Source organism: Pseudodesulfovibrio sp. JC047 (genome assembly GCF_010468615.1).
In the GTDB taxonomy this organism is placed as follows: Bacteria; Desulfobacterota; Desulfovibrionia; order Desulfovibrionales; family Desulfovibrionaceae; genus Pseudodesulfovibrio.
In genome coordinates this window covers 50,049-72,406 of the sequence record NZ_WUEH01000008.1, presented here as the reverse complement: position 1 = coordinate 72,406, position 22,358 = coordinate 50,049, and the positions used below count along the sequence as shown (strand labels likewise).

20 protein-coding genes are annotated in these 22,358 nt (G+C 48.9%); 5 read left to right on the top strand and 15 right to left on the bottom strand.

Translation table 11 applies throughout. The annotated features are described in order from the left end of the window. The first annotated feature begins 32 nt into the window (after positions 1-32). From yajC to secF, 3 genes are all read left to right on the top strand, one after another. Positions 33-383 (top strand): preprotein translocase subunit YajC, encoded by a 351-nt coding sequence (yajC, locus tag GO013_RS06935; protein WP_163809520.1) that lies wholly within the window; start codon positions 33-35, stop codon positions 381-383. Positions 384-512: 129 nt separating this feature from the next. After that, a complete protein-coding gene (gene secD, locus GO013_RS06930; RefSeq protein ID WP_163809518.1) occupies positions 513-2,108 on the top strand; it encodes a protein translocase subunit SecD in 1,596 nt (531 codons plus the stop codon). Between the two features lie 10 nt (positions 2,109-2,118). Further along, positions 2,119-3,180: a protein translocase subunit SecF gene (gene secF, locus GO013_RS06925; protein ID WP_163809516.1), complete on the top strand. Its 1,062-nt coding sequence runs from the start codon at positions 2,119-2,121 to the stop codon at positions 3,178-3,180. A gap of 230 nt (positions 3,181-3,410) precedes the next feature. Here secF and GO013_RS06920 read toward each other — a convergent pair whose 3' ends face one another. The 6 genes from GO013_RS06920 to GO013_RS06895 all read right to left on the bottom strand — a co-directional run bounded on the left by GO013_RS06920 (position 3,411) and on the right by GO013_RS06895 (position 8,382). Next, positions 3,411-4,076, bottom strand: coding sequence for an adenylate kinase (locus GO013_RS06920; RefSeq protein ID WP_163809514.1), 666 nt, complete (start codon positions 4,074-4,076; stop codon positions 3,411-3,413). A 99-nt stretch (positions 4,077-4,175) separates the two neighbouring features. Then, entirely contained in the window at positions 4,176-5,186 is a 1,011-nt protein-coding gene (tilS, locus tag GO013_RS06915; protein ID WP_163809512.1) for a tRNA lysidine(34) synthetase TilS, read from the bottom strand. A gap of 2 nt (positions 5,187-5,188) precedes the next feature. Next, positions 5,189-5,536: a hypothetical protein gene (locus GO013_RS06910; RefSeq protein WP_163809510.1), complete on the bottom strand. Its 348-nt coding sequence runs from the start codon at positions 5,534-5,536 to the stop codon at positions 5,189-5,191. Further along, positions 5,536-6,909: a glutamyl-tRNA reductase gene (gene hemA / locus GO013_RS06905; protein WP_163809508.1), complete on the bottom strand. Its 1,374-nt coding sequence runs from the start codon at positions 6,907-6,909 to the stop codon at positions 5,536-5,538. The genes GO013_RS06910 and hemA overlap by 1 nt, the downstream gene beginning before the upstream one ends. Next, a complete protein-coding gene (ccsA, locus tag GO013_RS06900; RefSeq protein WP_343219542.1) occupies positions 6,906-7,790 on the bottom strand; it encodes a cytochrome c biogenesis protein CcsA in 885 nt (294 codons plus the stop codon). The genes hemA and ccsA overlap by 4 nt, the downstream gene beginning before the upstream one ends. Continuing rightward, complete coding sequence (locus GO013_RS06895) at positions 7,705-8,382, bottom strand: bifunctional precorrin-2 dehydrogenase/sirohydrochlorin ferrochelatase (RefSeq protein WP_163809506.1); 678 nt, start codon at positions 8,380-8,382, stop codon at positions 7,705-7,707. The genes ccsA and GO013_RS06895 overlap by 86 nt, the downstream gene beginning before the upstream one ends. On the opposite strand from GO013_RS06895, the gene GO013_RS06890 reads away from it, so the two are divergent. Both GO013_RS06890 and GO013_RS06885 read left to right on the top strand, forming a co-directional pair. After that, positions 8,381-9,748 carry a glycosyltransferase family 9 protein gene (locus GO013_RS06890; protein WP_239057775.1) on the top strand — a complete coding sequence of 456 codons (1,368 nt, stop codon included), beginning with the start codon at positions 8,381-8,383 and terminating at the stop codon, positions 9,746-9,748. The two genes, GO013_RS06895 and GO013_RS06890, sit on opposite strands and share 2 nt — an antisense overlap. Next, positions 9,741-11,012: a glycosyltransferase gene (locus tag GO013_RS06885; protein WP_163809504.1), complete on the top strand. Its 1,272-nt coding sequence runs from the start codon at positions 9,741-9,743 to the stop codon at positions 11,010-11,012. Before GO013_RS06890 ends, GO013_RS06885 begins: the two co-directional genes overlap by 8 nt. 55 nt (positions 11,013-11,067) lie before the next feature. On the opposite strand, the gene GO013_RS06880 is transcribed toward GO013_RS06885, so the two are convergent. The 9 genes from GO013_RS06880 to GO013_RS06840 form a co-directional block, all read right to left on the bottom strand. Then, positions 11,068-12,291 (bottom strand): replication-associated recombination protein A, encoded by a 1,224-nt coding sequence (locus tag GO013_RS06880; protein ID WP_163809502.1) that lies wholly within the window; start codon positions 12,289-12,291, stop codon positions 11,068-11,070. Further along, positions 12,288-13,028 (bottom strand): RsmE family RNA methyltransferase, encoded by a 741-nt coding sequence (locus GO013_RS06875; RefSeq protein ID WP_163809500.1) that lies wholly within the window; start codon positions 13,026-13,028, stop codon positions 12,288-12,290. The genes GO013_RS06880 and GO013_RS06875 overlap by 4 nt, the downstream gene beginning before the upstream one ends. A gap of 48 nt (positions 13,029-13,076) precedes the next feature. Further along, positions 13,077-14,315, bottom strand: a complete 1,239-nt coding sequence (gene lysA, locus GO013_RS06870) for a diaminopimelate decarboxylase (protein ID WP_163809498.1) — start codon at positions 14,313-14,315, stop codon at positions 13,077-13,079. A gap of 92 nt (positions 14,316-14,407) precedes the next feature. Beyond that, a complete protein-coding gene (locus GO013_RS06865; protein WP_163809496.1) occupies positions 14,408-14,854 on the bottom strand; it encodes a hypothetical protein in 447 nt (148 codons plus the stop codon). Positions 14,855-14,859: 5 nt separating this feature from the next. Next, positions 14,860-17,466: a DNA mismatch repair protein MutS gene (gene mutS, locus GO013_RS06860; protein ID WP_203529449.1), complete on the bottom strand. Its 2,607-nt coding sequence runs from the start codon at positions 17,464-17,466 to the stop codon at positions 14,860-14,862. 45 nt (positions 17,467-17,511) lie between these two features. Continuing rightward, on the bottom strand, positions 17,512-18,663 hold the full coding sequence (locus GO013_RS06855) for a tetratricopeptide repeat protein (protein WP_163809494.1): 1,152 nt from the start codon (positions 18,661-18,663) through the stop codon (positions 17,512-17,514). 11 nt (positions 18,664-18,674) lie between these two features. Continuing rightward, positions 18,675-19,022, bottom strand: coding sequence for a LapA family protein (locus GO013_RS06850; RefSeq protein WP_163809493.1), 348 nt, complete (start codon positions 19,020-19,022; stop codon positions 18,675-18,677). Positions 19,023-19,032: 10 nt separating this feature from the next. After that, complete coding sequence (locus GO013_RS06845; protein WP_163809726.1) at positions 19,033-19,521, bottom strand: HIT domain-containing protein; 489 nt, start codon at positions 19,519-19,521, stop codon at positions 19,033-19,035. Positions 19,522-19,657: 136 nt separating this feature from the next. Then, positions 19,658-22,345 carry a CBS domain-containing protein gene (locus tag GO013_RS06840; protein ID WP_163809489.1) on the bottom strand — a complete coding sequence of 896 codons (2,688 nt, stop codon included), beginning with the start codon at positions 22,343-22,345 and terminating at the stop codon, positions 19,658-19,660. Between the last annotated feature and the right edge of the window lie 13 nt (positions 22,346-22,358).

Here is a 22,358-nt window from a genome sequence, read left to right as displayed (position 1 = left end):
TGCAACAATATTAACCTTTTCTGGAGGAACCTATGTTCTTCGATTCCGTAGCCTATGCCATGGCTCCGCCTGCGGGCGGTGGCGAGGCAGGCGGTCTGGGCAGCATTCTCGGCGGTCCACTGCCCATGCTGGTCCTTATGTTCGCCATTTTCTACTTCCTGCTTATTCGCCCTCAGCAAAAAAAGCAGAAAACCCATAGGGCCATGCTTGAAGCCCTCAAAAAAGGCGACAAAGTATGGACCAACGGCGGCATTCGCGGTTCCATCGTAGACATTGACGGCGACAACCTCACCATTGAGATTGCCCCCGACGTCAACGTCGTCATCAAACGCGGATTCGTCGCTGACAAAGACGGTGGCGCACCAGCTGCTGGCAAAAAGTAGGTTTTTGCAACCATTCTTTGACACACCCAAACGGATCGGACCACGGAAATCCGTGGCCCGGTCCGTACTTGCGTTTATCGTCAGGGTCGTGCAAAGAGGGTGCAAATAGTTCGTATTAAGGGAGTTTTCATGCAAAGTTTGCGTTGGAGAGCCATTGCGGCCCTCGTCGTTCTGGTGCTTGGACTGGCGTACATGCTGCCGTCCATACCAGGCGTCAAGGACTCGGCAATTGGCAAGATTCTGCCGGGCGACTCCGTCAACCTCGGCCTTGACCTCAAAGGTGGTATCAACCTCACTCTTGGAGTGGATATGGATACCGCCATGGATAACAACCTCGCCCGACTCGGCGACGACCTCAAAGCCGTAGCTCGCGACAAAGAAATTTTTGTTTTGCGCCCCAACGTTTTGAATGAATCGCAAATCGAAGTCGTGCTGCTCAAAAGTGAACAGAAAGACGCTTTTGAAGACGTCATCAACAAGTACACGCAATTCGCGATTGAAAACACGCATCTCATGGACGGCGGCAAGGAAAAGTATGTCCTTACCATCTCTCCTCAATATCGAAAGGATATTGAGAAGCTGACCATGGAGCAGGCCATCAAAACCATCCGTAACAGAATTGACCAGTTTGGTGTCGCCGAACCGGATATTCGCAGGCAGCAAGACAACCGCATTCAGGTGCAGTTGCCCGGTTTGCAAGATCCTGAACGCGCCATCAAAATCATTGGTCAGACCGCCCACCTCGAATTCAAAATGGTGGACGATGCCGCCGACGTTGCCAAAGCCCAACAGGGAATTCTGGCACCCGGTCGTGAACTGGCGGTCCTGCTCAAGAAATTGCCCAATGGCCAATATGCCGAATCTCCCATCGTCCTGAAACGGGACGCTGTCCTGACTGGTGAATATGTAACGGATGCCAAAGTCCAACTCGACAATTGGAATTCGCCGTATGTCGCTATCACATTCAATGCGCGGGGCGGTGCCATCTTCACCAATCTGACCACAGAAAATGTGAACAAACGGATGGCCATTGTTCTGGATGGCAAAGTTTATTCAGCACCAGTGATTCAGGAACGCATTTCCGGTGGCCGCGCATCGATCACCGGTCAATTCAACCGGGAAGAAGCTCGTGACCTTGCGGTTGTGCTTCGTGCCGGTTCTCTGCCAGCTCCGGTTGAAATTCTGGAACAGCGCAGTGTCGGCCCGTCCCTGGGACAGGAATCCATTGACAACGGCGTTATGTCTGCTTTCATCGGCATGGCCATGGTGCTCGGTTTCATGGTGATCTATTACAGCTTTGCCGGGCTTGTCGCGGATATCGTGCTCTGCCTGAACATCATGCTCATTTTGGCAGGTTTGGCGGCATTCGGTGCCACACTGACCTTGCCAGGTATTGCCGGTATCATTTTGACGATCGGTATGGCTGTGGATGCAAACGTCATCATTTTCGAACGTATTCGAGAAGAACTGCGACGCGGACTTTCCGCATCACAGGCTGTTGCTGAGGGATATGGCAGGGCGACCCTGACCATTCTTGATGCCAACGTGACGACCGTTATCGCAGCTGTGATTCTGTATCAGTTCGGTACCGGACCTGTTCGCGGCTTTGCAGTCACGCTGACCCTGGGTATCATTACATCTATGTTCACGGCGATTTTCGTATCGCGCATTTTGTTCGAGCTGTACTTGAAGAGCCGTTCCGATAGCGCCAAGCTGAGCATCTAAGGGGAAGACAATGGGACTTCAAATAATCAAACCTGATACAAAAATTGATTTCATCGGACTCAGGAAATTTGCCTTTATTCTTTCGGCAATCATCATCCTGGCCGGTGTTGCCTCTCTTCTCATCAAGGGAGGCCCCAAATACGGTATCGACTTTGCTGGCGGCATGATCGTTCAAGTGAAGATCGATAAAACAACAGACGTTGAAATGGTCAAGGACGCAGTCAGGGGAGTTGAACTGCCCGGCCTTGTCGTCCAGACACTTGGACTGGACGGGGATCATGAATACCTCATTCGTACCTCCAGCTCCAACATCACTTCGGAAGATGTCCGAAGTCGGGTGACCACGGCATTGTCTGACAATCTGGATGGAGCGCATTTCGAGATTCAACGTCTTGAAATGGTCGGTCCAAAAGTCGGAGCGGATTTGCGTACCAAAGCATTGGAAGCCCTGTTTTACGCAGTGCTCCTCATTGCCGTGTACATCTCCGGCCGGTTCGAACAGCGGTGGACTATTGCCGGAGTCATGGCCGCAGCCCTTGGATTCGGTGTCTACGGCATCGGGCTCCTTGGCTTGGAAATGGGCTGGCTGATTATCGCAGCCCTGATTATTACCGTTGCCCTTTGCTGGTATCTCAAACTGAACTACGCCCTCGGAGCCGTTGCCGCACTCATTCATGACGTTATCATTACGATCGGCATATTCTCCATACTCGGCAAGGAGTTCGACCTGACCATCATTGCGGCTTTGTTGACTATTATCGGATATTCGCTCAACGATACCATTATCGTGTTTGACCGTATCCGTGAAAACAACAACGCCCGTAAAGGCAACACCACCTTTGCCGCGGTTATCAACACCGCAGTCAACCAAACCCTGTCCCGGACAATCATGACCTCTGTCACAACCTTGTTGGTTGTCTTTTGTCTGTTCGTTTTGGGCGGTAGTGTTATCCATGACTTTGCCTTGGCCCTGCTCATCGGCGTCGGCGTCGGAACATATTCCTCCGTCTTCGTGGCAAGCCCGATCCTGTTGGGATTTGGCCCGAGTGCTCAGGAAACAAGCGAAGCATAGCTTCTATTCCATTCAATACCTAAAAGGGAAGGACCTGATGGTCCTTCCCTTTTTTCCGTTGTTGTCCCGCCATAAAGATGGTTTTACGACATGGTACACTCAATGTACAACGCTCCGTCCACCAGTCTCTTGTACGAAAACAGCTTCATTTGGCAAAGACACAGTCGATGCAAAAGAAAAAGCCTCTTCCACAACAATGGAAGAGGCCTTTTATTAATTGTAGAATAAAACTATACGAGCTGGCTCATCAGGTAATCCTTGATGGCGTCAATGGAGTCTTCTCCATTCAGTTCGATGAATTTGAAACCACCGTCTGTCATATTCTTGTAGAAATTGCAGGCAGCCATGGTGCCGGTCGTTTCATCATAATAAATGTTATGACGGACATCGATTGCAGCTTCGTCCTGATCGTCTTCACGAGCGGACAATGCGCCACCACAGACACGGCACTTGTCACCGTCAGGAGCAATAACCGGAATACCCACGTTGTTCGGATGATTCGGGTTGTTTTCACACAGACGACGACCCATGATACGGGCCTTGGCGATTTCACGTGGCAATTTGATTTCGATCACATAGTCAAGCTTTTCACCATCTTTCTGAAGGGCTTCCCACAATTTTTCGCCCTGAACCAAAGAGCGGGGGAACCCATCAAGCAACCAACCGTTTTTGGAGTTGGACAACACATCCAACACCATCGGGATGGTGATATCATCAGGAACGAGTTCGCCCTTGTTGATGAATTCTTTGGCTTTCATGCCGAGTTCGGTACCGCCACCAATGTGTTTCCGGAAAATAGCACCGGACTCGATGTGATCCAGACCATACTTGTCTTTGGCCAGGGTTCCCTGGGTACCTTTACCGGAGCCGTTAGGGCCGAAAATCAGAATATTCATAGTGTACTCCTCCTGATGATGAAAAAAACACAACGTCGCATACCAATTCAACACATTGTGCAAAAGATCACATGCTTTTATACCGGGGAAATGCGGAAGTCAATGGGTCGTCGAAAATATGACACCTGTTGCCACTATTTTCGCGACCTTTTCTCCGGGAAATTGAAACGTGGAACCAACACGCTTTTCCAACCACGCTTCATCGAGTTTAAACAGGGTATCAGCCAGGGCCTGTCCCGGGCCAAGCCGGTCAAGTGCGGCTTTGTACAATCGGAGACGGACTGCTTGGTGAGTGTTAAAAAGTCGTGTATTCTCAATGGAATCAGAAATATCAGCGGTCATTGATTTCCAATAATCCTGCTCAATGCGACCAATTTTCCACAATCGGCTCACAGATTGCCAAAAATTTGGATTTTCTTTTTGAATCAAGGGAAGAATGCTGTTTCGAACCCTATTTCGCGTCCAATTCGAGTCCGCATTGGTGGCATCTTCGCGCCATTGCACCCCTGTTTTAGTCACAAAGGCAATCAGTGTCGATTTTGGAATCATGAGCAAAGGGCGAATGAGTTGTCGCTGGGGATCAAACCCTGTCATACCGGACAAGCCGGGCCAGCCAGTACCACGGATAAGCCGCATGACAACGTCCTCGCTGAGGTCATCAAGCTGATGGCCAAGGGCCAGAACATTTGCGCTTGTGCTCTTTTTCACAGAGTCAAACAGAGCGTATCGAACCTGTCGCCCAGCTTCTTCGACTCCAAGATTGTGCTCTATTGCATAAGACCCCACATCACGGGAAGCCACAACGCATTGAATGCCAAGAAAATGACAAAAAGCATCACACCATGCCGCGTCATCTGCCGCTTCAGGTCGTAATTGATGATTCAAATGAACTGCGGTCAACGAATAGTCATTTCGTTGGGAAAGATAATGAAGAACCAGGAGCAGGGCGGTTGAATCAACACCGCCAGAAAAACCGACCAAGACATGTTTCCCCGCCAGATCCTGTTGCAATTCGCCAGTGATGAATTTCTCGACATACAGACAGAAATGCGCCCATTTGGGGAGCAAGTCCTGAAGCGTGTCAGGAAAATTCTCAGGCACGCTGAACATGGTTAGACAGCGACCTCCAGCTCATCAAGGAACTGATCCAAATAGTCAATCATGTGCGCGCGTTGTTCTGGTGTGGCGTAGGCAATGCAGGAACACCGCATTTTTTTGCGGCCCCGAACCAATAATTCCAATTTCAATGAATTTTCGTCTTCTTTTTCAAGACATTCAAGGGCCATGAAATAGGGACCACACTCAGTTTGATGGGCCTGTTGCTCTTTTTGAAGCAATTCCACTGGAAGGGGGAGATAATAAATTCCATCCAAAGCCCCTTTGAAACCGAGCTCGTCGAATGCGGTCATGACGGCCTGACACGCGGCATCACTCAAGTCTTCAATAAGATAACTCCGCATTATTGTTCCTTGTTTTTTGAGGCTTCAATGAGGTCACTGATGTCTTGCGATGAACACGTCTTGTTCTTTCGATCAAGGTGGGCTTCCGCTGGGATGGACTCATCATCCAGATTGAACATCCGGCGGGCCAAATCAATAAATCGTTCGGCAGCACCTTCTTCCTGTGTCCGACGTTTTAAAAAACAAATTGGCTCATGCATGGATTTGTGAGCCACCGAGAGAACCAGTGTTTCCAAAGCCTTTCGAGTGACGGCATCCACTGGACCTATTCGTTTCAACGTTTTGCGCAGTTCCCGATGCGCCACGTCTTCGGTCTTTTCCACCATATCCACAATGGTCGGCTGTAAATTCAATGAATGGAGCCAGTTTCCAAAAGTTTCGGTCTCATGATCAACGACCGTCAAGGCCTTGGCCGCTTCTTCATGGCGTTGTGCCATGTTGTCTTCGACAACTTCCTTGAGATCATCAATATCATAGAGATAGACGTTATCCAGAATATTGACATCAGGGTCGATATCACGGGGCACGGCAATGTCGATGAAAAACATGGGCTTGTTCTTGCGCCGCTTGAGCACGGCCTTGACGTCCTTTGCCTTGATGACCGCAACCGGGGATCCGGTTGAACTGATAACAATATCAACTTCAGGCAAGCGGTCCGACATGTTCTCAATCTGAATGGGTTCCCCACCAAGAGTGTCCGCCAGTTCCTTGGCCCGACTCAGTGTCCTATTCGCGATAATGACGTCTTGAACTCCGTTGCGTAACAAATGTGTGGCCGCCAGTTCAGCCATTTCACCGGCACCGACGAGCATGGCCCGAGTCCCTTTCAGGTCGCCAAAAATTTTTCTCGCCAATTCAACAGCGGCAAAACTGATGGAAACGGCACTGGACGCGATAGCCGTTTCAGTACGGATGCGCTTGGCGACGGAAAACGATTTGTGCAGCAACCGATTCACAATAGTTTTGGCCGTTCCCTTGGTGACCGCTGCGCGGTAGGCATCTTTGAGCTGACCGAGAATCTGAGGTTCTCCCATCACCATGGAATCCAGACTACTCGCGACTGTAAAAACATGCTTTACTGCTTCAAGCCCGGAATAATTGTAGGTATTCTCCCAAAGAAGCTCGGCTTTTCCTTTACAGATCGCGGCCCAATATTGAATGACGGCGTCCACGACTTCGCGTTCGGCATTGTTTTTGGCGACCACGATGATCTCCACCCGGTTACAGGTGGAGAGGGCCATACATTCGAGTACAGGACAGTGCGCCATCAGTCCTTGTTCGAAATTATCAATATCGGTCAATGCGAATCTTTCCCGGATATCGACACTGGCGGTTCGGTGGTTAAGCCCTATGAGAATAATCTGTCTATTCATGGCATGACTCGAAAAGTAATGGTGTGATGGATGAGAGAAATGCACATGCCGACAAAAACCCAGATGGCAAGGATTGCGGGTTTGCGTCCCCGCCAGCCAAGCACAATGCGTTGATGAAATAAAAATGCATAGAGAAACCAGACGGCTAAAGAGCCGATTTTCATGATATCCCAGGTAAAATGTTTATCGGGGGCAATCCAATACCAAAAGAATGTTGAGAAAAGTCCCAATGTGTACAAGGGAAATCCCACGGCAACCGCCCAGCGATTGACGGTATCGAACTTGTCCAAAGACGGTACAGCACTGCCCATGCTGGCGAGTCCTGCCTTGGTCTTCAGTTTTCGATTGTAATAAATAAAAGCAAATCCAGCCCCCAAAGCCATCATGAGCGCGCCAAGCGTCAACACCAGCGATCCGATATGCAACCCGAAGAAGAGGGCGGTCAATTGTGGAGGCATGATAACCCGGATTCCACCAAGGGCCATCGATGAGACAAAAAGCAGAAGTGCCAATGGTAAAGCCGTGATAGCCAGAAATTCAAGCCGCAAGCGCCACCATAAGAAAAAATAGATGGCCAAAACGCTCCACGCCAAAATGTTGAAATAGAAAGTCCCACCGCTCAAGGCCAATGGATCGCTTGCTAAAATGAGTCCTAAGTCAACGGTATTCAAAGAAAAACCGATGACAGCAAACCAAATTGCGATTCGTTTAAGTTTGGCATTGCTGGTGATTATTCCAGTCAAAAAAAGGACTGTACCCAATGCGTACAGTGCAATAATAAAAATATGGAGCGTATTAAATAAGCCCATCAAGCATCTCCGGGATGTTGTCGTACAACGGTTCGGGCAAAGATTCTTTAAGTATTTCTTTGGCAGCGTCAAGGTTCTTGTTCTTCAAAGTCTCCAACAAGTCGGAATTGACCAAAGAACGGAAAACCGCTGTATTAGACGTTGTTTCTCGATGAAGAGCAAGCATCAAGGGACGGACTCGTCCCAAGAGGGTCAACAACGCGGCATATTCATCGCCGAAGCTGTTTTGCAGGTCTCGACGAATGCGTTTGGCCATAGCTGGACTTTGTCCACCAGTCGAAATAGCCACAGTCAGGTCACCTTGTTTGACCGTTGCTGGAACAATAAAACTGCATTTTTCCGGCTGGTCGACCACATTACATAAAATATGCCGTTCAGCGCACAGGTCACTAATCCGTTCATTAACCGTCCCTGACGAAGTGCAAACGATAACCAGAAATTGTCCCTCAAGGTCACTTTCCTGGAATTCACGGCACACATAATTAACAGTTTTACTTGAACAAAGTGATTGTATGTATTCGTCAGCTTTACGGGTATCAATGATGGAGACAAAACCAGCCCCCGCATCGATCAAAGATCGAATCTTTCGCTTGCCGACATCGCCGGCACCGACGACAAGACACGATCTGTTTTCCAGATTTACAAAGATGGGATAGTATCGCATGGCTCTTGATACCGAATGCGCCGGAACAAGTAAAATGGGAATTGCCCGGTTCTTGCAAGATTCACTCAAGTTGCGCTACATTTCTGACGCCGTGAAAAAACATATGAAAAAATACCTTGTTATCCAACTGGCCCGTTTCGGGGATTTGATCCAGACAAAACGACTCATACAGAGCCTTGCTTCATGCCAAAATAGTGAAGTGCATCTGTGTCTTGATACATCGCTGGCACCGTTGGCCCGTTTGGTTTATCCGCATGTCATCATCCATCCAATAACCGCACATGGGACAGGAAGGAATGCTTCGACAATGCTCCAGCGTCTGTTGATTGACAACCGACAAACATTCGCTTCGCTTCAAGCTCTTGACTTTGATACCATTTATAATCTCAATTTTTCAGGACTCAATTTCCGATTGGCGGCGCTGTTTGACGCGAAAAAAGTCCGGGGATACTCATGGCGAAACGGACAGGAATGCACAGAAACATGGCCCGCCATGGCCATGCGATGGTCCTCTTTGCGACGGCTGGGCATCAACCTCATGGATTTTTGGGCCGGATATTGTCCAGAGAGGATCAAACCGGAATCAGTCAATCCTCCCGCAACACCGAAAGGGAACGGAATAGGTGTAGTGCTGGCCGGTCGAGAATCCAGACGCTCACTCCCTCCAACAACGCTTGCGACGATTGTTTCAACACTCGGAACCGTCCAAAAAACAGACTCGATCGTCTTGCTTGGCGGACAAACAGAGCAGGCAGCAGGGCACGCTGTTTTTAAAAATCTCTCTCCTGCGCTTCAAAAGAAGACCCGAAATCTTGCAGGCAAAACCGATTGGAATGATCTGGTCGAAATAGTTGATTCACTTGACGTGCTGATGACACCGGATACAGGGACCATGCACCTGGCTGCTCACTTAGGCACACCGGTGATGGCCTTTTTTCTCTCTTCGGCATGGTGTTTTGAAACAGGTCCGTATGGGGCAGGGCACACGGTCTATCAGGCGATAACCCACTGCCTTCCCTGTTTGGAAACTCGACCGTGCGAGCTTGACGTTGCCTGCCTCGCCCCGTTTGAATCGCCGGAATTCAAACGATTTCTCGTCACACGGAAAAAAGAACATCTCCCTGACAATCTCATTAAATTCCAGTCTGATTTTGACACGTTGGGACAAATCTACACGCCCTTAGCCGGAACAGACTCGGACACAGCTTCTCGAACGGTATTCAGAAATTTCATCGCACAATACCTGCTCAAAACCGGCACTCAATTCCAGGCAGACGAACAGGTATTCGCCCAAAGAATCCAACGGGAAAAAGACTGGATGACCCAAATGCAACATTTTGAACCCCATGGACATTGCAATGACTAATTTGCGTATTCTCGTCGTATTGCCGCTGTATGGCGGTTCTCTTCCCATTGGTCGATATGTGGCATCGGCTTTGAAACAGGATGGGCATCTGGTCGAAATATTTGAAGCTCCTGATTTTTATCCGGCATATACCGCGCTAAAAGATCTCAAGGTCACTTCGGACCGTTTGGATTATCTGCAAAACTCCTTGCTGAATGTGGTCAGCCAATCCATTCTCGCAAAGGTTGAAACCTTCGAACCCGATATGGTTTTATGTCTGGCACAGGCTCCACTCAATCGACAGGCGCTTAAACGACTTCGTCGAGATGGCGTTGCCACGGCCATGTGGTTCGTCGAAGACTATCGGCTTTTCACCTACTGGAAAGCCTTTGCACCACTGTACGATATTTTTGCGGTTATCCAAAAAGGACAATGCGTTGAAGATATTCAAGCTATTGGGCAGCCAAATGTTCTGTATTTGCCCCTTGCCGCCCAACCCGATTTTCACAGACCGCTTTCGTTGTCGTCCATTGAACAACGCAAATTCGGATCAGACATCTCATTCATGGGAGCAGGCTACCCAAACCGCCGGGAAGCATTTAAAGAATTGGTTTCTCATGATTTCAAAATATGGGGAACAGAATGGGATGGGGATCATGTGCTCGAACCATTGGTCCAATGCAAAGGCGCACGGATATCGCCCGAAGAATGTGTCAAAATTTTCAATGCCACCACCATCAACTTGAATTTGCATTCCAGCGTTCAGGCTGAGTCATTGGTCACAGGCGGCGATTTCGTCAATCCGCGCACATTCGAACTGGCGGCCTGTGGTGCATTTCAATTGGTGGACACCAGAAGTCTTTTGGGAGAAGCGTTTGAAAATAACGAACTAGCCACTTTCAACAGCATCAAGGAATTGACGGATAAAATTGACCTTTTCCTCAATGATCCCGCTGCTCGCACACAGTTCGCCATGCGGGGCAGGGCACGAGTGCTCAAAGACCATACATATGTACAGCGAATGCGGACACTCATTGATTTCACGACACACCGTCTTTCGGGATGGCCTCACCCCCGGTCAGACACGTCGCTTTTCGCCGCCGACTATCCCCCTGAACTTCAACGAGATATCAGAGCATTGATCGAGCAACTAGGCCTCCCGGACGATGTCTCTTTCAAGGATCTCATCTGGGCCGTGCGACAACAGCAGGGCAAATTATCGGATTTGGATACCGCATTACTTTTTTTGGATGAATGGCAAAAATTGTACACCTCGTCCTCATAAATAAACAAAAAAACGGCTCCCTCTGTTGTGACAGCGGGAGCCGTTTTCAATCATCTTATCGACCTCGACGAAATTGTTTTAACCATGCAAGCAGTTTTGGTTCTTCTCCCTGATCTTTCGGATGATAAAATTTTCGGCCTGTTAACTCGGTGGGAAGATACTCCTGATCTGCCCACGCCTTGGGGAAATTGTGTGGATAGAGATAGCCTCGACCATAGCCCCATTCCCGCTGGAGAGACGTGGTTGCATTCCGTAGATGTAACGGAACAGATTTCGGCCCGTTTTCCCGTACTTCCTTTTGCGCGGTTCGATAGGCCGCATAGGTCGAATTACTCTTGGGAGCCAGGGCCAAATAGACTGCGGTCTGAGACATGGGGATGAATCCTTCAGGCATCCCAATCGCTTCAACCGCCTGGTGGCAGGCCATGGCATGGCTCAGGGCATGGGGATCGCCAAGTCCAATATCCTCGGAGGCGGAGATAATCAAACGACGAGTGATGAACCGGGGGTCTTCACCGCTTTCAATAAGACACGCCAAATAGTACAAGGCCGCGTCAGGGTCACTGCCTCGGATGGATTTAATCAACGCGGAAACCAATTCATAATGAGAATCCCCGTCCCTGTCGCCACGAACAACAATTTCCGGCAACGATTCCCGCAAACAGTCCGGGCATCGTTTTTCCTTGGGCAACTCGGCAGTATATTCCAATAAATTCAATAAGGCACGGGCATCGCCACCAGCCATCGCAGCCAACATTTTATGACTTTCTTCTTCAAGCTCTACACTCAGCTCTTCCGCACCCCGTTGACTGACGTCAATTAATTCTTCACGACTCAACTGACGGAGCCGAAGCACATGCAACCGCGACAACAGTTGCCGAGTCACGCTAAAAGACGGATTTTCCGTGGTGGTGGCCAACAACGTGATTTCACCAGTTTCCAAAATGGGAAGGAAAAAATCTTGTTGCGCCTTGGAAAAACGGTGTAATTCGTCCAAGATAAGAATGTCTTGCCCGGGTAACCTTTTACGTAAGGAAGTCAGTCCGGCTTCAGGCGCACTGACCCGCAGATATTTTTTGCCGGTCAATTGGGCAAGCAATAAAGCCAATGTGGATTTTCCACATCCGGGAGGGCCAAACAGTAACAAGCTGGGCATTCTCTTGGATTTGGAAAAAGCCTCGATTCGATTTCTAATATGTCCTTGTCCAACAAATTCATCCAATGATGTCGGACGAATCCTATCCGCCAAGGGATGCGTTTCTTCTATTTCTAATTTCATGATGCTTCCTGTATACCAAACATGGCCAGACTGAGACAATAGGTGGCAGCCGTTTCCCAACGGAGAATCGACTGTCCAAATGTCACCGGCACGAAATTCGCTTGTATCAACCGCTGCGCTTCATCGTCGTCAAAACCGCCTTCCGGACCAATGACGACAAGTGTACGGCCTCGCGCAAGCATATCGGGCGACAAGCGTGTTGCAATCGAGTCTGATTCCCATGCGACAACAACATGGTCATACGAATCTCGCAAAGTGATCAAGGTGTCAATGCCGCCCGGAGCGGTCTGTATTTTCGGAAGAAATGTCGCTCCACATTGTTTGGCTGCCTGAATGGTTGTGTCCACCCACGCGTCTTTAACCGCAGCCGGGACCAAACCTTGACTGCGGTTTGCCTGCCAAAAAACAATCCCAGCCCCTTGAAGTTCAACACTTTTTTCTAAAAGATATTTGCGACGTTTGGATTTTCCCCAACCGATGGCCACGGTTATCCCATTGACAGGAGCAGCGTGTTCGTCAAGTTGAACAGCGTCAAGCACAGCGCGTCGTTTGCCAGCTTCTCGAATGGAAAAAAGTCCATCATGCCCTTGTCCATCAAAAAGACGAACGGTCTGATTCGGCACAGTTCGCAAAACCGTTCCCATATGGCGAGCCTCCGGCCCGTCCAAAACAACGGTTTCGCCGATTGCTGTCGGCCAATTCTGTGGGGATACGAAAAAAGAATTGAGTCTGGGCATCATGGGTCCTGCAATAAAAAAGCCGGGAGCGAACTCCCGGCTTTTCTTTTAGAGTTCGTTTGCAACAAGATCTTCATATGTTTCCCGTTTCCGGGCAACATGGACGGTATCCCCATCCACAAGCAACTCACAGGCACGGGGACGGGTGTTGTAATTCGACGCCATAGTAAATCCATACGCTCCAGCGGAGTAGACGACCAGTCGTTCTCCCTGATCCACGGCAGGCAACTCTCGATCTCGAGCAAGAAAATCGCCGGATTCACAAATGGGACCAACGACATCAAACGGTTTATGCTGACGACCACTGAGTTCGACTTCACCGATACGATGATACGAACCATACAAACTCGGACGAATCAAATCGTTCATACCGGCATCAACAATAAGGAAATTCTTTGTTGGGTTTGATTTCGTATATACCACTTTGGTCACAAGAATACCTGCATTCCCCGCAATAACACGGCCAGGTTCAAAAATAACCTTCAAAGGAAGACCCTGTAATTTTTCACTAAGAGCCTGACCAAATTCAGACGGGTGGGGCGGTTCTTCGGCATCATATGCAATACCCAATCCTCCGCCAAGATCAAGATACTGAATGATTATTCCCATTTTTTTCAATTGGGAATTGAAATGCAGCAATTTGTCCAACGCTTCAAGAAATGGCTCAATACTTGTGAGCTGTGAACCGATATGACAATCCATACCGACAGGTTCAACATGATCCATTTCTGCTGCGCGTTGATACGCTTTCAAAGAATTTTCAATATCCAATCCGAACTTATTTTCTTTCATGCCAGTTGAAATATACGGGTGAGTCTGCGGATCAACATCCGGGTTGATTCTGAAACTCACATTAGCTTTCATCCCCAATTCTCCGGCAACACTGTTGATACGTTCAAGCTCGGCAACGGATTCCACGTTGAACATCAAAATACCGGCTTTTAAAGCATCACGAATTTCCGAATCGCGTTTTCCCACTCCGGAATACACAATTTTCTCTGGCGAAACGCCGGCCTTGAGGGCTCGAAACAACTCGCCACCGGAAACGATATCCATGCCGGCACCCTCAGCAGCCAACAATTTAAGAATCGACAAATTCGAGTTGGCTTTGACGGAATAGCAGGTCAAATGATCCAACCCTTTAAAGGCGGAATCAAAAGCCTTGAAATGACGCCTGAAAGTAGCGGCAGAATAAATATACAATGGGGTTCCATACTCTTCGGCCAAAGCGGTCACACTGACGTCTTCGGCAAAAAGGACGCCGTCGCGGTATTCAAAATGATGCATATATGATCTCCTCAAAAATGATATGCTGTCTTTCTACACTGTCTTTGTGTGTATCATCCAATACTTTCCACATATCAAATGAAATCTTGAAATTATGGCACGGCCTGAAAGACATCGGTGTATTCAATCGGCATGACGGAGAGTTCACTTTTCCCGGCAACTCTGAATCGATACTCAATCCCTGGCTCAAGACCACAGATACTCAATTGAAGCGTCTGTCCTTTCAGATTGAATCCGTCCTGATCTCGGGTGAAATGAACCGCATTCCGGGGAACAAAGGGACATCCCTCACATCCTTGGCCCGGTGCTGTTCCAACCGCTTCATATTGCACACTGGCGCGCCAAAGCCGATGAGTGGCTCCGGTGACCGCTATCTGCAACAAAAGGCACTCATCTTGCCTGACTCCATCCATGAGCTTCAAACCAAAGGCGTCTTCACTGTTTACGGATGCAGGCCATTCCTTGCGGCCCAGAGCACACCCGGAAACAATGGTCAGAACACTGACAAGCACAAGGGTTCGGACAAATATTGTACGCATCCATCTTATCCTTTTATCATGTCTTTCCACTGATTGAGCAACATCAACGCCTGAATTGGCGTCATGCCGTCCACATCGAGATCGACGAGCTGCGTGATGATCGGGTGTTCGACCAATTTTTCAGGCACCTCAATAGGGGGCGCACCAAATCCGGGCAACAATGTCTGGGAAGCCCGTTCCACAGCACCCTTGGAATGAGTATCCTGCGACTTTTCTTCAAGCTTCGCAAGAATTTCCCGCGCCCGTTCAACAACACCGCGCGGCACACCGGCCAATTTGGCCACTTCAATACCATAGCTCCTGTCAGCAGGACCGGGAACAAGTCTGCGCAAAAAGACGATATCACCTTTCCACTCCTTGACCGCGATATTGAGATTACGCAATCCTTCAATCTTTCCTTCAAGGCTGGTCAATTCATGGTAATGTGTAGCGAAAAGCGTTCGGATACCACCACTGGCACGAGAGGAGAGTTCTTCTACCACGGCCCAGGCCAAAGAAAGTCCATCATAAGTGCTGGTTCCCCGACCTATTTCATCTAAAATAACCAGACTCCGTTTAGTGGCCTGGCGCAAAATTCGGGCAGTTTCCGTCATTTCAACCATAAAGGTCGAATGGCCTTGTGCCAGATTATCCGAAGCCCCAACACGAGAAAAAACCCGATCGGCCAAACCGATTCGTGCAGACTTGGCCGGAACAAATGAACCGATCTGCGCCATGATCGTCTGGATGGCGACCTGTCGCAAGACTGTGGACTTACCCGCCATATTTGGGCCGGTAATGAGCAAAATCCGTCGATCCTTGTCCATTTTCAGATCACCGGGGATGTAATTTGACGCTCCCATTGCCTCTTCGACAACCGGATGTCGTCCTGCTTCAATCTCGATTTCCATGCCATCATGAAGCACAGGGCGGCACCATTCGTTGACACGAGCTGATTCAGCCAGCCCTTGCCAATAATCCAGTGCTGCCACGATATCAGCCATGAATAAAAAACGTTGCCGAGCCTTGGCGAGAACCTCTCGCAACTCCTGAAATAATTTGTATTCCAGACTCTTGCGCTCTTCAGAGGCCGAGATGATCCGGTCCTCCATTTCCTTGAGTTCCGGGGTGATATACCGTTCGCTGTTGACGAGGGTCTGACGACGAACAAAATGCTCAGGCACTTGTCCCTTATAGGCTTTTGACACTTCGAAATAATAGCCAAAGACCTTGTTGAAACCGAGCTTGAGTTTGGGAATATCGTTGGTCTTCAATTCTTTTTCATGCAATTCCCGAAGTTTGTCTTCGCCATGTTCATTCAATTCAATAAACTCATCCAAATCGGCATTATAGCCTTTCTTGAATAATCCACCATCGGTGATGACCGGAGGAGGGCTATCGACAAATGCGGACTCAAGCAGTGTCGCCAGATCATCCATCGCATCCCATTTCTTGAATATCTTGCGTAACTCCGGGGCGGTTTCAAAGTTGTGCTTGATAAGACAGGCTTTGAGCACGGGCAGCATGGATAGACTTTTCCGCAGCGCAATAAAATCCTTTGGCATTGCCCGGCCAAGAAAAATTCGAGTGGAAAGTCGTTCCAGATCATACACGGAATTCAACGCATGACGGACATCGGAACGAAATTGGTCATGTTCAAAGAAAAAGGTCACGCAATCAAGGGTCTTTTCTATGGGAGAAAGATGTCGCCACGGTTGTCGCAAACGGGCTTCCAATAGCCGACCACCCATTGGTGTCAGCGTTCGGTCAAGAACATGCCACACTGTTCCCAGGCCGGTTTTACCATCAAGTCGTCGAAAAATTTCAAGATTTCTTTCGGTGATTTCATCGAGAAGAAGATGTTTTCCCAAATTCAACGGCTTGAATTCGCCCAAATGCCCAAAATTGCCTTTTTGCGTTTGCTCAAGATATTTCAGCAGAGCACCACAGGCGCGAACCAACTCATTTTTCCCACCCAATCCGAGACTTTCTAAATCAGGAACAGACTGCATTTCCAACACTCTGTTGGCTGAAGCCGAAAGATCGAAATACGCCCCAGTTGCAACACTGGTCACCTGTGCCCCCAATTCGGAAAATTGTGGCGGCACTTTTTTCCCTTGTGGGAGCAATAACTCTCTCGGACCAATTTTGGTCATCCATTGCCAGAGTTCCACCTCTCGCCGACTCGATAACCCAGCCCATTGACCCGTGGAAAAATCGAGCCAGGCAATACCACCGGCATCACGGGCATCATCCCAAAAAAGGGCACCAAGATAGTTGTTCGCCTTGGACGTCAGGTTGGAATCCTCCACAACAGTCCCCGGGGTGAGAACACGAGTCACATCCCGTTTCACCAACCCCTTGGCTTCCTTGGGATCTTCCACCTGATCACAGATGGCAATTTTATATCCTTTATCGAGCAATTGGCTCAAGTACGGCTCCACGGAGTGGTGAGGCATTCCGCACATGGGGATAGGGTTTTCATCATTGGGATTCCGACTTGTCAGAGTGATTTGAACAGCTCTGGCCACGGTTTCGGCATCTTCGAAGAACAACTCGTAAAAGTCGCCCATACGAAAGAACAACAGGCAGCCTGGATTCTCCTCTTTGAAGCGGAGATACTGCTCAAGCATTGGCGTCAGTTTTTTCTTTGCCACGATATATCTGGGAAGTTAAATTTATTCGGAAATGTCCGTGCGAAACGCAATGGAATGCCAGCTTCGACAACGGGGACAGTTGAAGAATAATTGGTCTCTCTTCAAGCCACACCGACGGCAGACAAAACGACGGACGTTCCGCGCGCGGTGAATGAAGAAAGTCAATTGTTCTTTATAGAACGGCGTCAATGTCTGGTCAGCCCGGGACAATTCAAACAACTCAAGTCGAGCCATCCAAAAATCTGGCAATAGCATCAATGCCTTTTCCAACCAATCCTGGGCGTCTTCAAATTCTTCAATACGGAGCAGGAACATGGCTCCGTAATACAAAAGAAGGATATCCGGATCCTGCCTTTCTATGACAGGGAGAATCGCATGGACCAACTTTTCATCAGGGCACACTCGAGACCACTCATGATCTTCGCCGAGTGATGATTCCTTGGCCTTTTCCGCTCGTCGAACCGAGAGGAACAGACCTTCAAAAAGGACAAACCGCAAATCAGGAGCGACCCGTTCCAATCCCTGACCAAGGATGTCCGCAACCTTTGTAGCGTTGCCGGTTTTATACGCCTGAACAATTTGTTCCAGCCACGCCTCGACAGCACCGGGATACGCACGAATCGCGTGACGCAAGGCTCGATGTGCCTGAGAGTTATTGCCATCGGCAAAACGGTCAAGTGCGAGTCGGACAAGATAATGGGCCTGAGGCAAGGGCAGATTCAATTGACCATAGGACTCGGCCGCCTTTTCAAAATCACCACGTTCAGCGGCCAACCGGGCCACTTCCTTGTGGATCGCCGTAGGATCCTGCCCATGAGAACGCGCTTCCTGAAAGGCTTTTTCCGCCCGATCCAAAAATCCGGCACGCCTGAAATCCCGGCCTAATTCAAACCAGGCTCTGGCCTTGAACTTTCGATCAAGACCAGGCCTGACAATAAGACTGTTTCGAATCTGGATGGCACGCTCGATTTCTCCTTGCGAGCGGTACAAACTGCCGAGTGCAAGGTAAATCTCAACCGCTTCAGGGTCATTTTTAACAACCTGACTGAGCTCTTCAATCGCCGCACGGGTGTCTTGAACCGGCAGAGAGACACCTCCGCCAGCTTCACGTGCTGCTTTGAAATTCTTGTCAAAGGTTGCGACCTTTTTGCGTTTAAAAAGCTGCCAACTCATACAATTCCTTATTATTTGTCTTCTTCGTTTTCAGAATACGGCTGATCGGCACTGATGGGCAGATTCCGCAGGGAATTCAATTCCTGCTCCAGGCTCGACATACGGGTCCGACACTCTTTGAGCTTTGAGCCTGAACGGAATTTATCAATAATGAAATAGACCATGGTCAACAGAGACCCTACCACAAAAGCCAACAGGATCAAGACACTAAAAGGCAGGGGGATGGAATGCAACGTCACAACATACGGTATGTCTAAAATCAACGTTAATTCCTGCTGTAACACTTCTATGTTTTGACTGAAGAAAAGAATGGAAAAAACAAAAAGAGCCAACAGAAACAGGACTTTGATAAAACGCATGAACATCTCCTTAAGCAGTTATTTCATCAAATAGCGGCTTGAGTTTGCTGTAAGTTGAATTCAAGTGCTCCGGGATAACCGTCGTTTCCCCGAAAACAGCCATGAATGAAGCATCTCCATTCCACCGAGGAACTATCTGAAAATGCAAATGCTGAGCGATTCCAGCACCTGCCGCCTCTCCCAGATTCAGTCCCATATTTATTCCCTGAGGGTTGAAAATTGTCTCGAGGACAGCTGTACAATGCCTGAGCCACAACATACAATCATTGGATTCTTCAAGCGTCAAATCCGTCAAATGACTGACATGCCGGTATGGCGTTACCATGAGATGCCCATTGTTATACGGGAATTTGTTCATGATGACAAAACAGTGTTTTCCTCGCGCCAGAATATATCGTTCTTCATCTTCAGACGAATCGTCTGGAATACAAAAAACACATTCATCCGGCTTGGGTCCAAGTATGTAATTCAGACGCCACGGCGCCCACAACACGTCCACCATTATCTTTCAATCCTTTGCGTCCGTTCTCGATCACACCAGCCGTCAGGCTGTCCCTATGTCAACGAAAACAAAGACACCATAAATATCGTTTTTTTCTACACCGCTTGTTTCAAGAGAGCAAGCCAGAAACACATCATTTTTCAGTAGAATTCTGTTCCTCGGTACGGTAATCTTCATACCTTTTTTGAGCAAAGGCCAACTGTTCTTCATAGGTCTCGACCTGATTGTCTATCCTGGCACACATGAGCGCATCAAGAATTAAGGCATAAATAGGACCTGGCTCAAGCCCCATCTTTAGCAAATCTTTACCGTCGACATCAATCTCGATATACCGCAACCGAGCGAGATATTGTGAAATATGGCGGCGGATATGTTCCTTTTGACTCCGTGCCATGAGAAACAACACGCCTTCCACGGGAAGCGGGTGCAGGATGGTATACAACTGACTGAGTTTAGATGAGCCTTCACGCCAACTCATAAGCTTCATCAGGGCGTCGCCGATCATATCACGCAACTGAATAAAATCTCGCTCTTCCTTTTTGGTAAAATGCAAACGGGTCGTGATCTGCTCGATATCCTTGTGTTTGATCCCCAATGTCATGCCGAGAATGTACAGTTTCCACGGCGTCACTTCCGGTTCCAGATACAACAACTTGTACCAACTATGGACCTTACCCAATTCCGTCAGAATCTGGACCCGATCTCGGGTCAATTTGAGGAGCGGATGAATGGCGGCCATGATCCCCAGCTCCTGCATCCTGACAAAACAGGCGAGCGGGTCATCTTCATTCATGATCCACTGCAATTCATGCATGACTCTGGTGCCAGACAATTTGCTGAACAGCTCCAGATTGAGCGCATTTTTTATCAGCCGCATGGTCTGTCCGCCAATGCGAAAATCAAAACGGCGTTCAAATCGAATAGCCCGCAAAATTCGTGTGGGGTCTTCGACAAAACTCAATGAATGCAACACGCGGATGGTTCGGTTTTTCAAATCCCGTTCTGCGCCGAAAAAATCAACGAGTTGTCCAAATTTTCCAGGATTGATCCGCAGAGCCAAGGCGTTGACAGTAAAATCGCGTCGATACAAATCCATCTTGATGGATGACAGCTCCACAGTTGGCAATGCGGCTGGGTATTCATAATATTCAAGCCGAGCGGTCGCCACATCCACCCGTTGACCGTCATCAAGAATGACCACGGCGGTCTTGAATTTGGAATGCGCCTTGACCCGACCTCCTGCAAGACTGGCAAATTTGCGGGCAAAGGCGATACCATCGCCTTCAACCACCAGATCAAGATCAAAATTGGGCCGACCCAAAAGGATATCGCGAACAAACCCGCCCACAGCGTATATTTCCCAGCCCAGACTGAGTCCAAGTTCTCCCGCAGTCTTTAAAAGTTCAAGCATTTTTTGTGGAAGACGATTTCGCACTTGCCCCACGATACTGCGTTCTCGACGTCGGTCCGGCAACAACGAATCCGGGATACGAGCCGGTTCATCAATCAGCATGTTCATCAAATCTGTTCGAGTGATGACTCCAACCAATACCTTATTATCAACGACAGGCAACATTCGCTGTCGATTGCTCAAAATGATCTCCATGACACGGTACAAATCCGTCTTCACTTCGACGGTATCAAAGGACCGGGTCATGTATTCACACAGGCTCACCTGTCCCAAATGATGCGAAAGAGCCTTGTCTGCGATCTTGTGTCCCATAATACCAACACATTCCATGGTCTCGGTCTCCACGACCGGGACATCTTTCAATCCATACCGGGTCATCAGCTCCACGGCATCCGCGATATTTTTGTCACTGCCGATAACAACAGGAGGGCGGGACATCAGCCCCTCGACCACGATTTGCGGATTAATCTGGGAATAGAACAGGGCAAACAGATCATCCCGCAATTCGGCCAGAGTCTTGTCTTTCACTGTGGCCGAAGCCGCAGCTTCATGGCCGCCACCTCCAAGCGAAGAACAGATCTGTCCGACGTTCACGTCAGGATTTCTTGACCGAGCGACCACATGAATCCGATCAGCCATACGGCCCAGAGCGAAAACCACCTTGATTTTTTCCATGTCCATCAATTTATGCACCAACAAGGCAAAATCCGGGACGAAACGGTCGGTGGAAATTTCAGTGATGATAACGTCAACACCATGGATATCATACGTCGTTGCATTTTTGAGCAAATCGCCGAGATACGTGACTTGTGCGGCAGACAGTTCCCGAGTCAGGAGTTCTGAGACTGCCTCGATATCCATTCCCTGCATCTTGAGCCAGCCTGCGGCCTCAAAGTCATGCGGGGTCGTGGTATTGAACGCAAAAGACCCGGTGTCTTCATATATGCCAAGACCGAGGAGGGTGGCTTCCTCTCGATTGACCGATAATCCCTGTTTCCGAATCTCGTCCACGATGATTGACGTTGTCGCTCCCCACGATCTGACCACACTTTTTTCCGCAGGCAAATCTTCTTCACTGTCAGGATGGTGGTCATAGACATGAATACGCAAATTGGGATTATCCAGCACGGGACGAACATGCGGAATCCGCGAACGCTGTCGGGTATCCACCACGACGAGCAATTCCACAGACGTAGGATCAATGTCCTTGAACGCCTTGAAATTAAAAAGATATATTGTGCTTTCAATGAAAAAATTCCGGAGATTTGTTTCCTGACTGCCTGGAAAAATAAGCACGGCATCAGGATATAATTTACTCGCGGCGACCATCGCGGCCAAAGCGTCAAAATCCGCATTGGCATGTCCTGTGATGACGATTGGTGCGGACAATTTCGGTGTTTTTTTACTCATTCTATTTCACTTC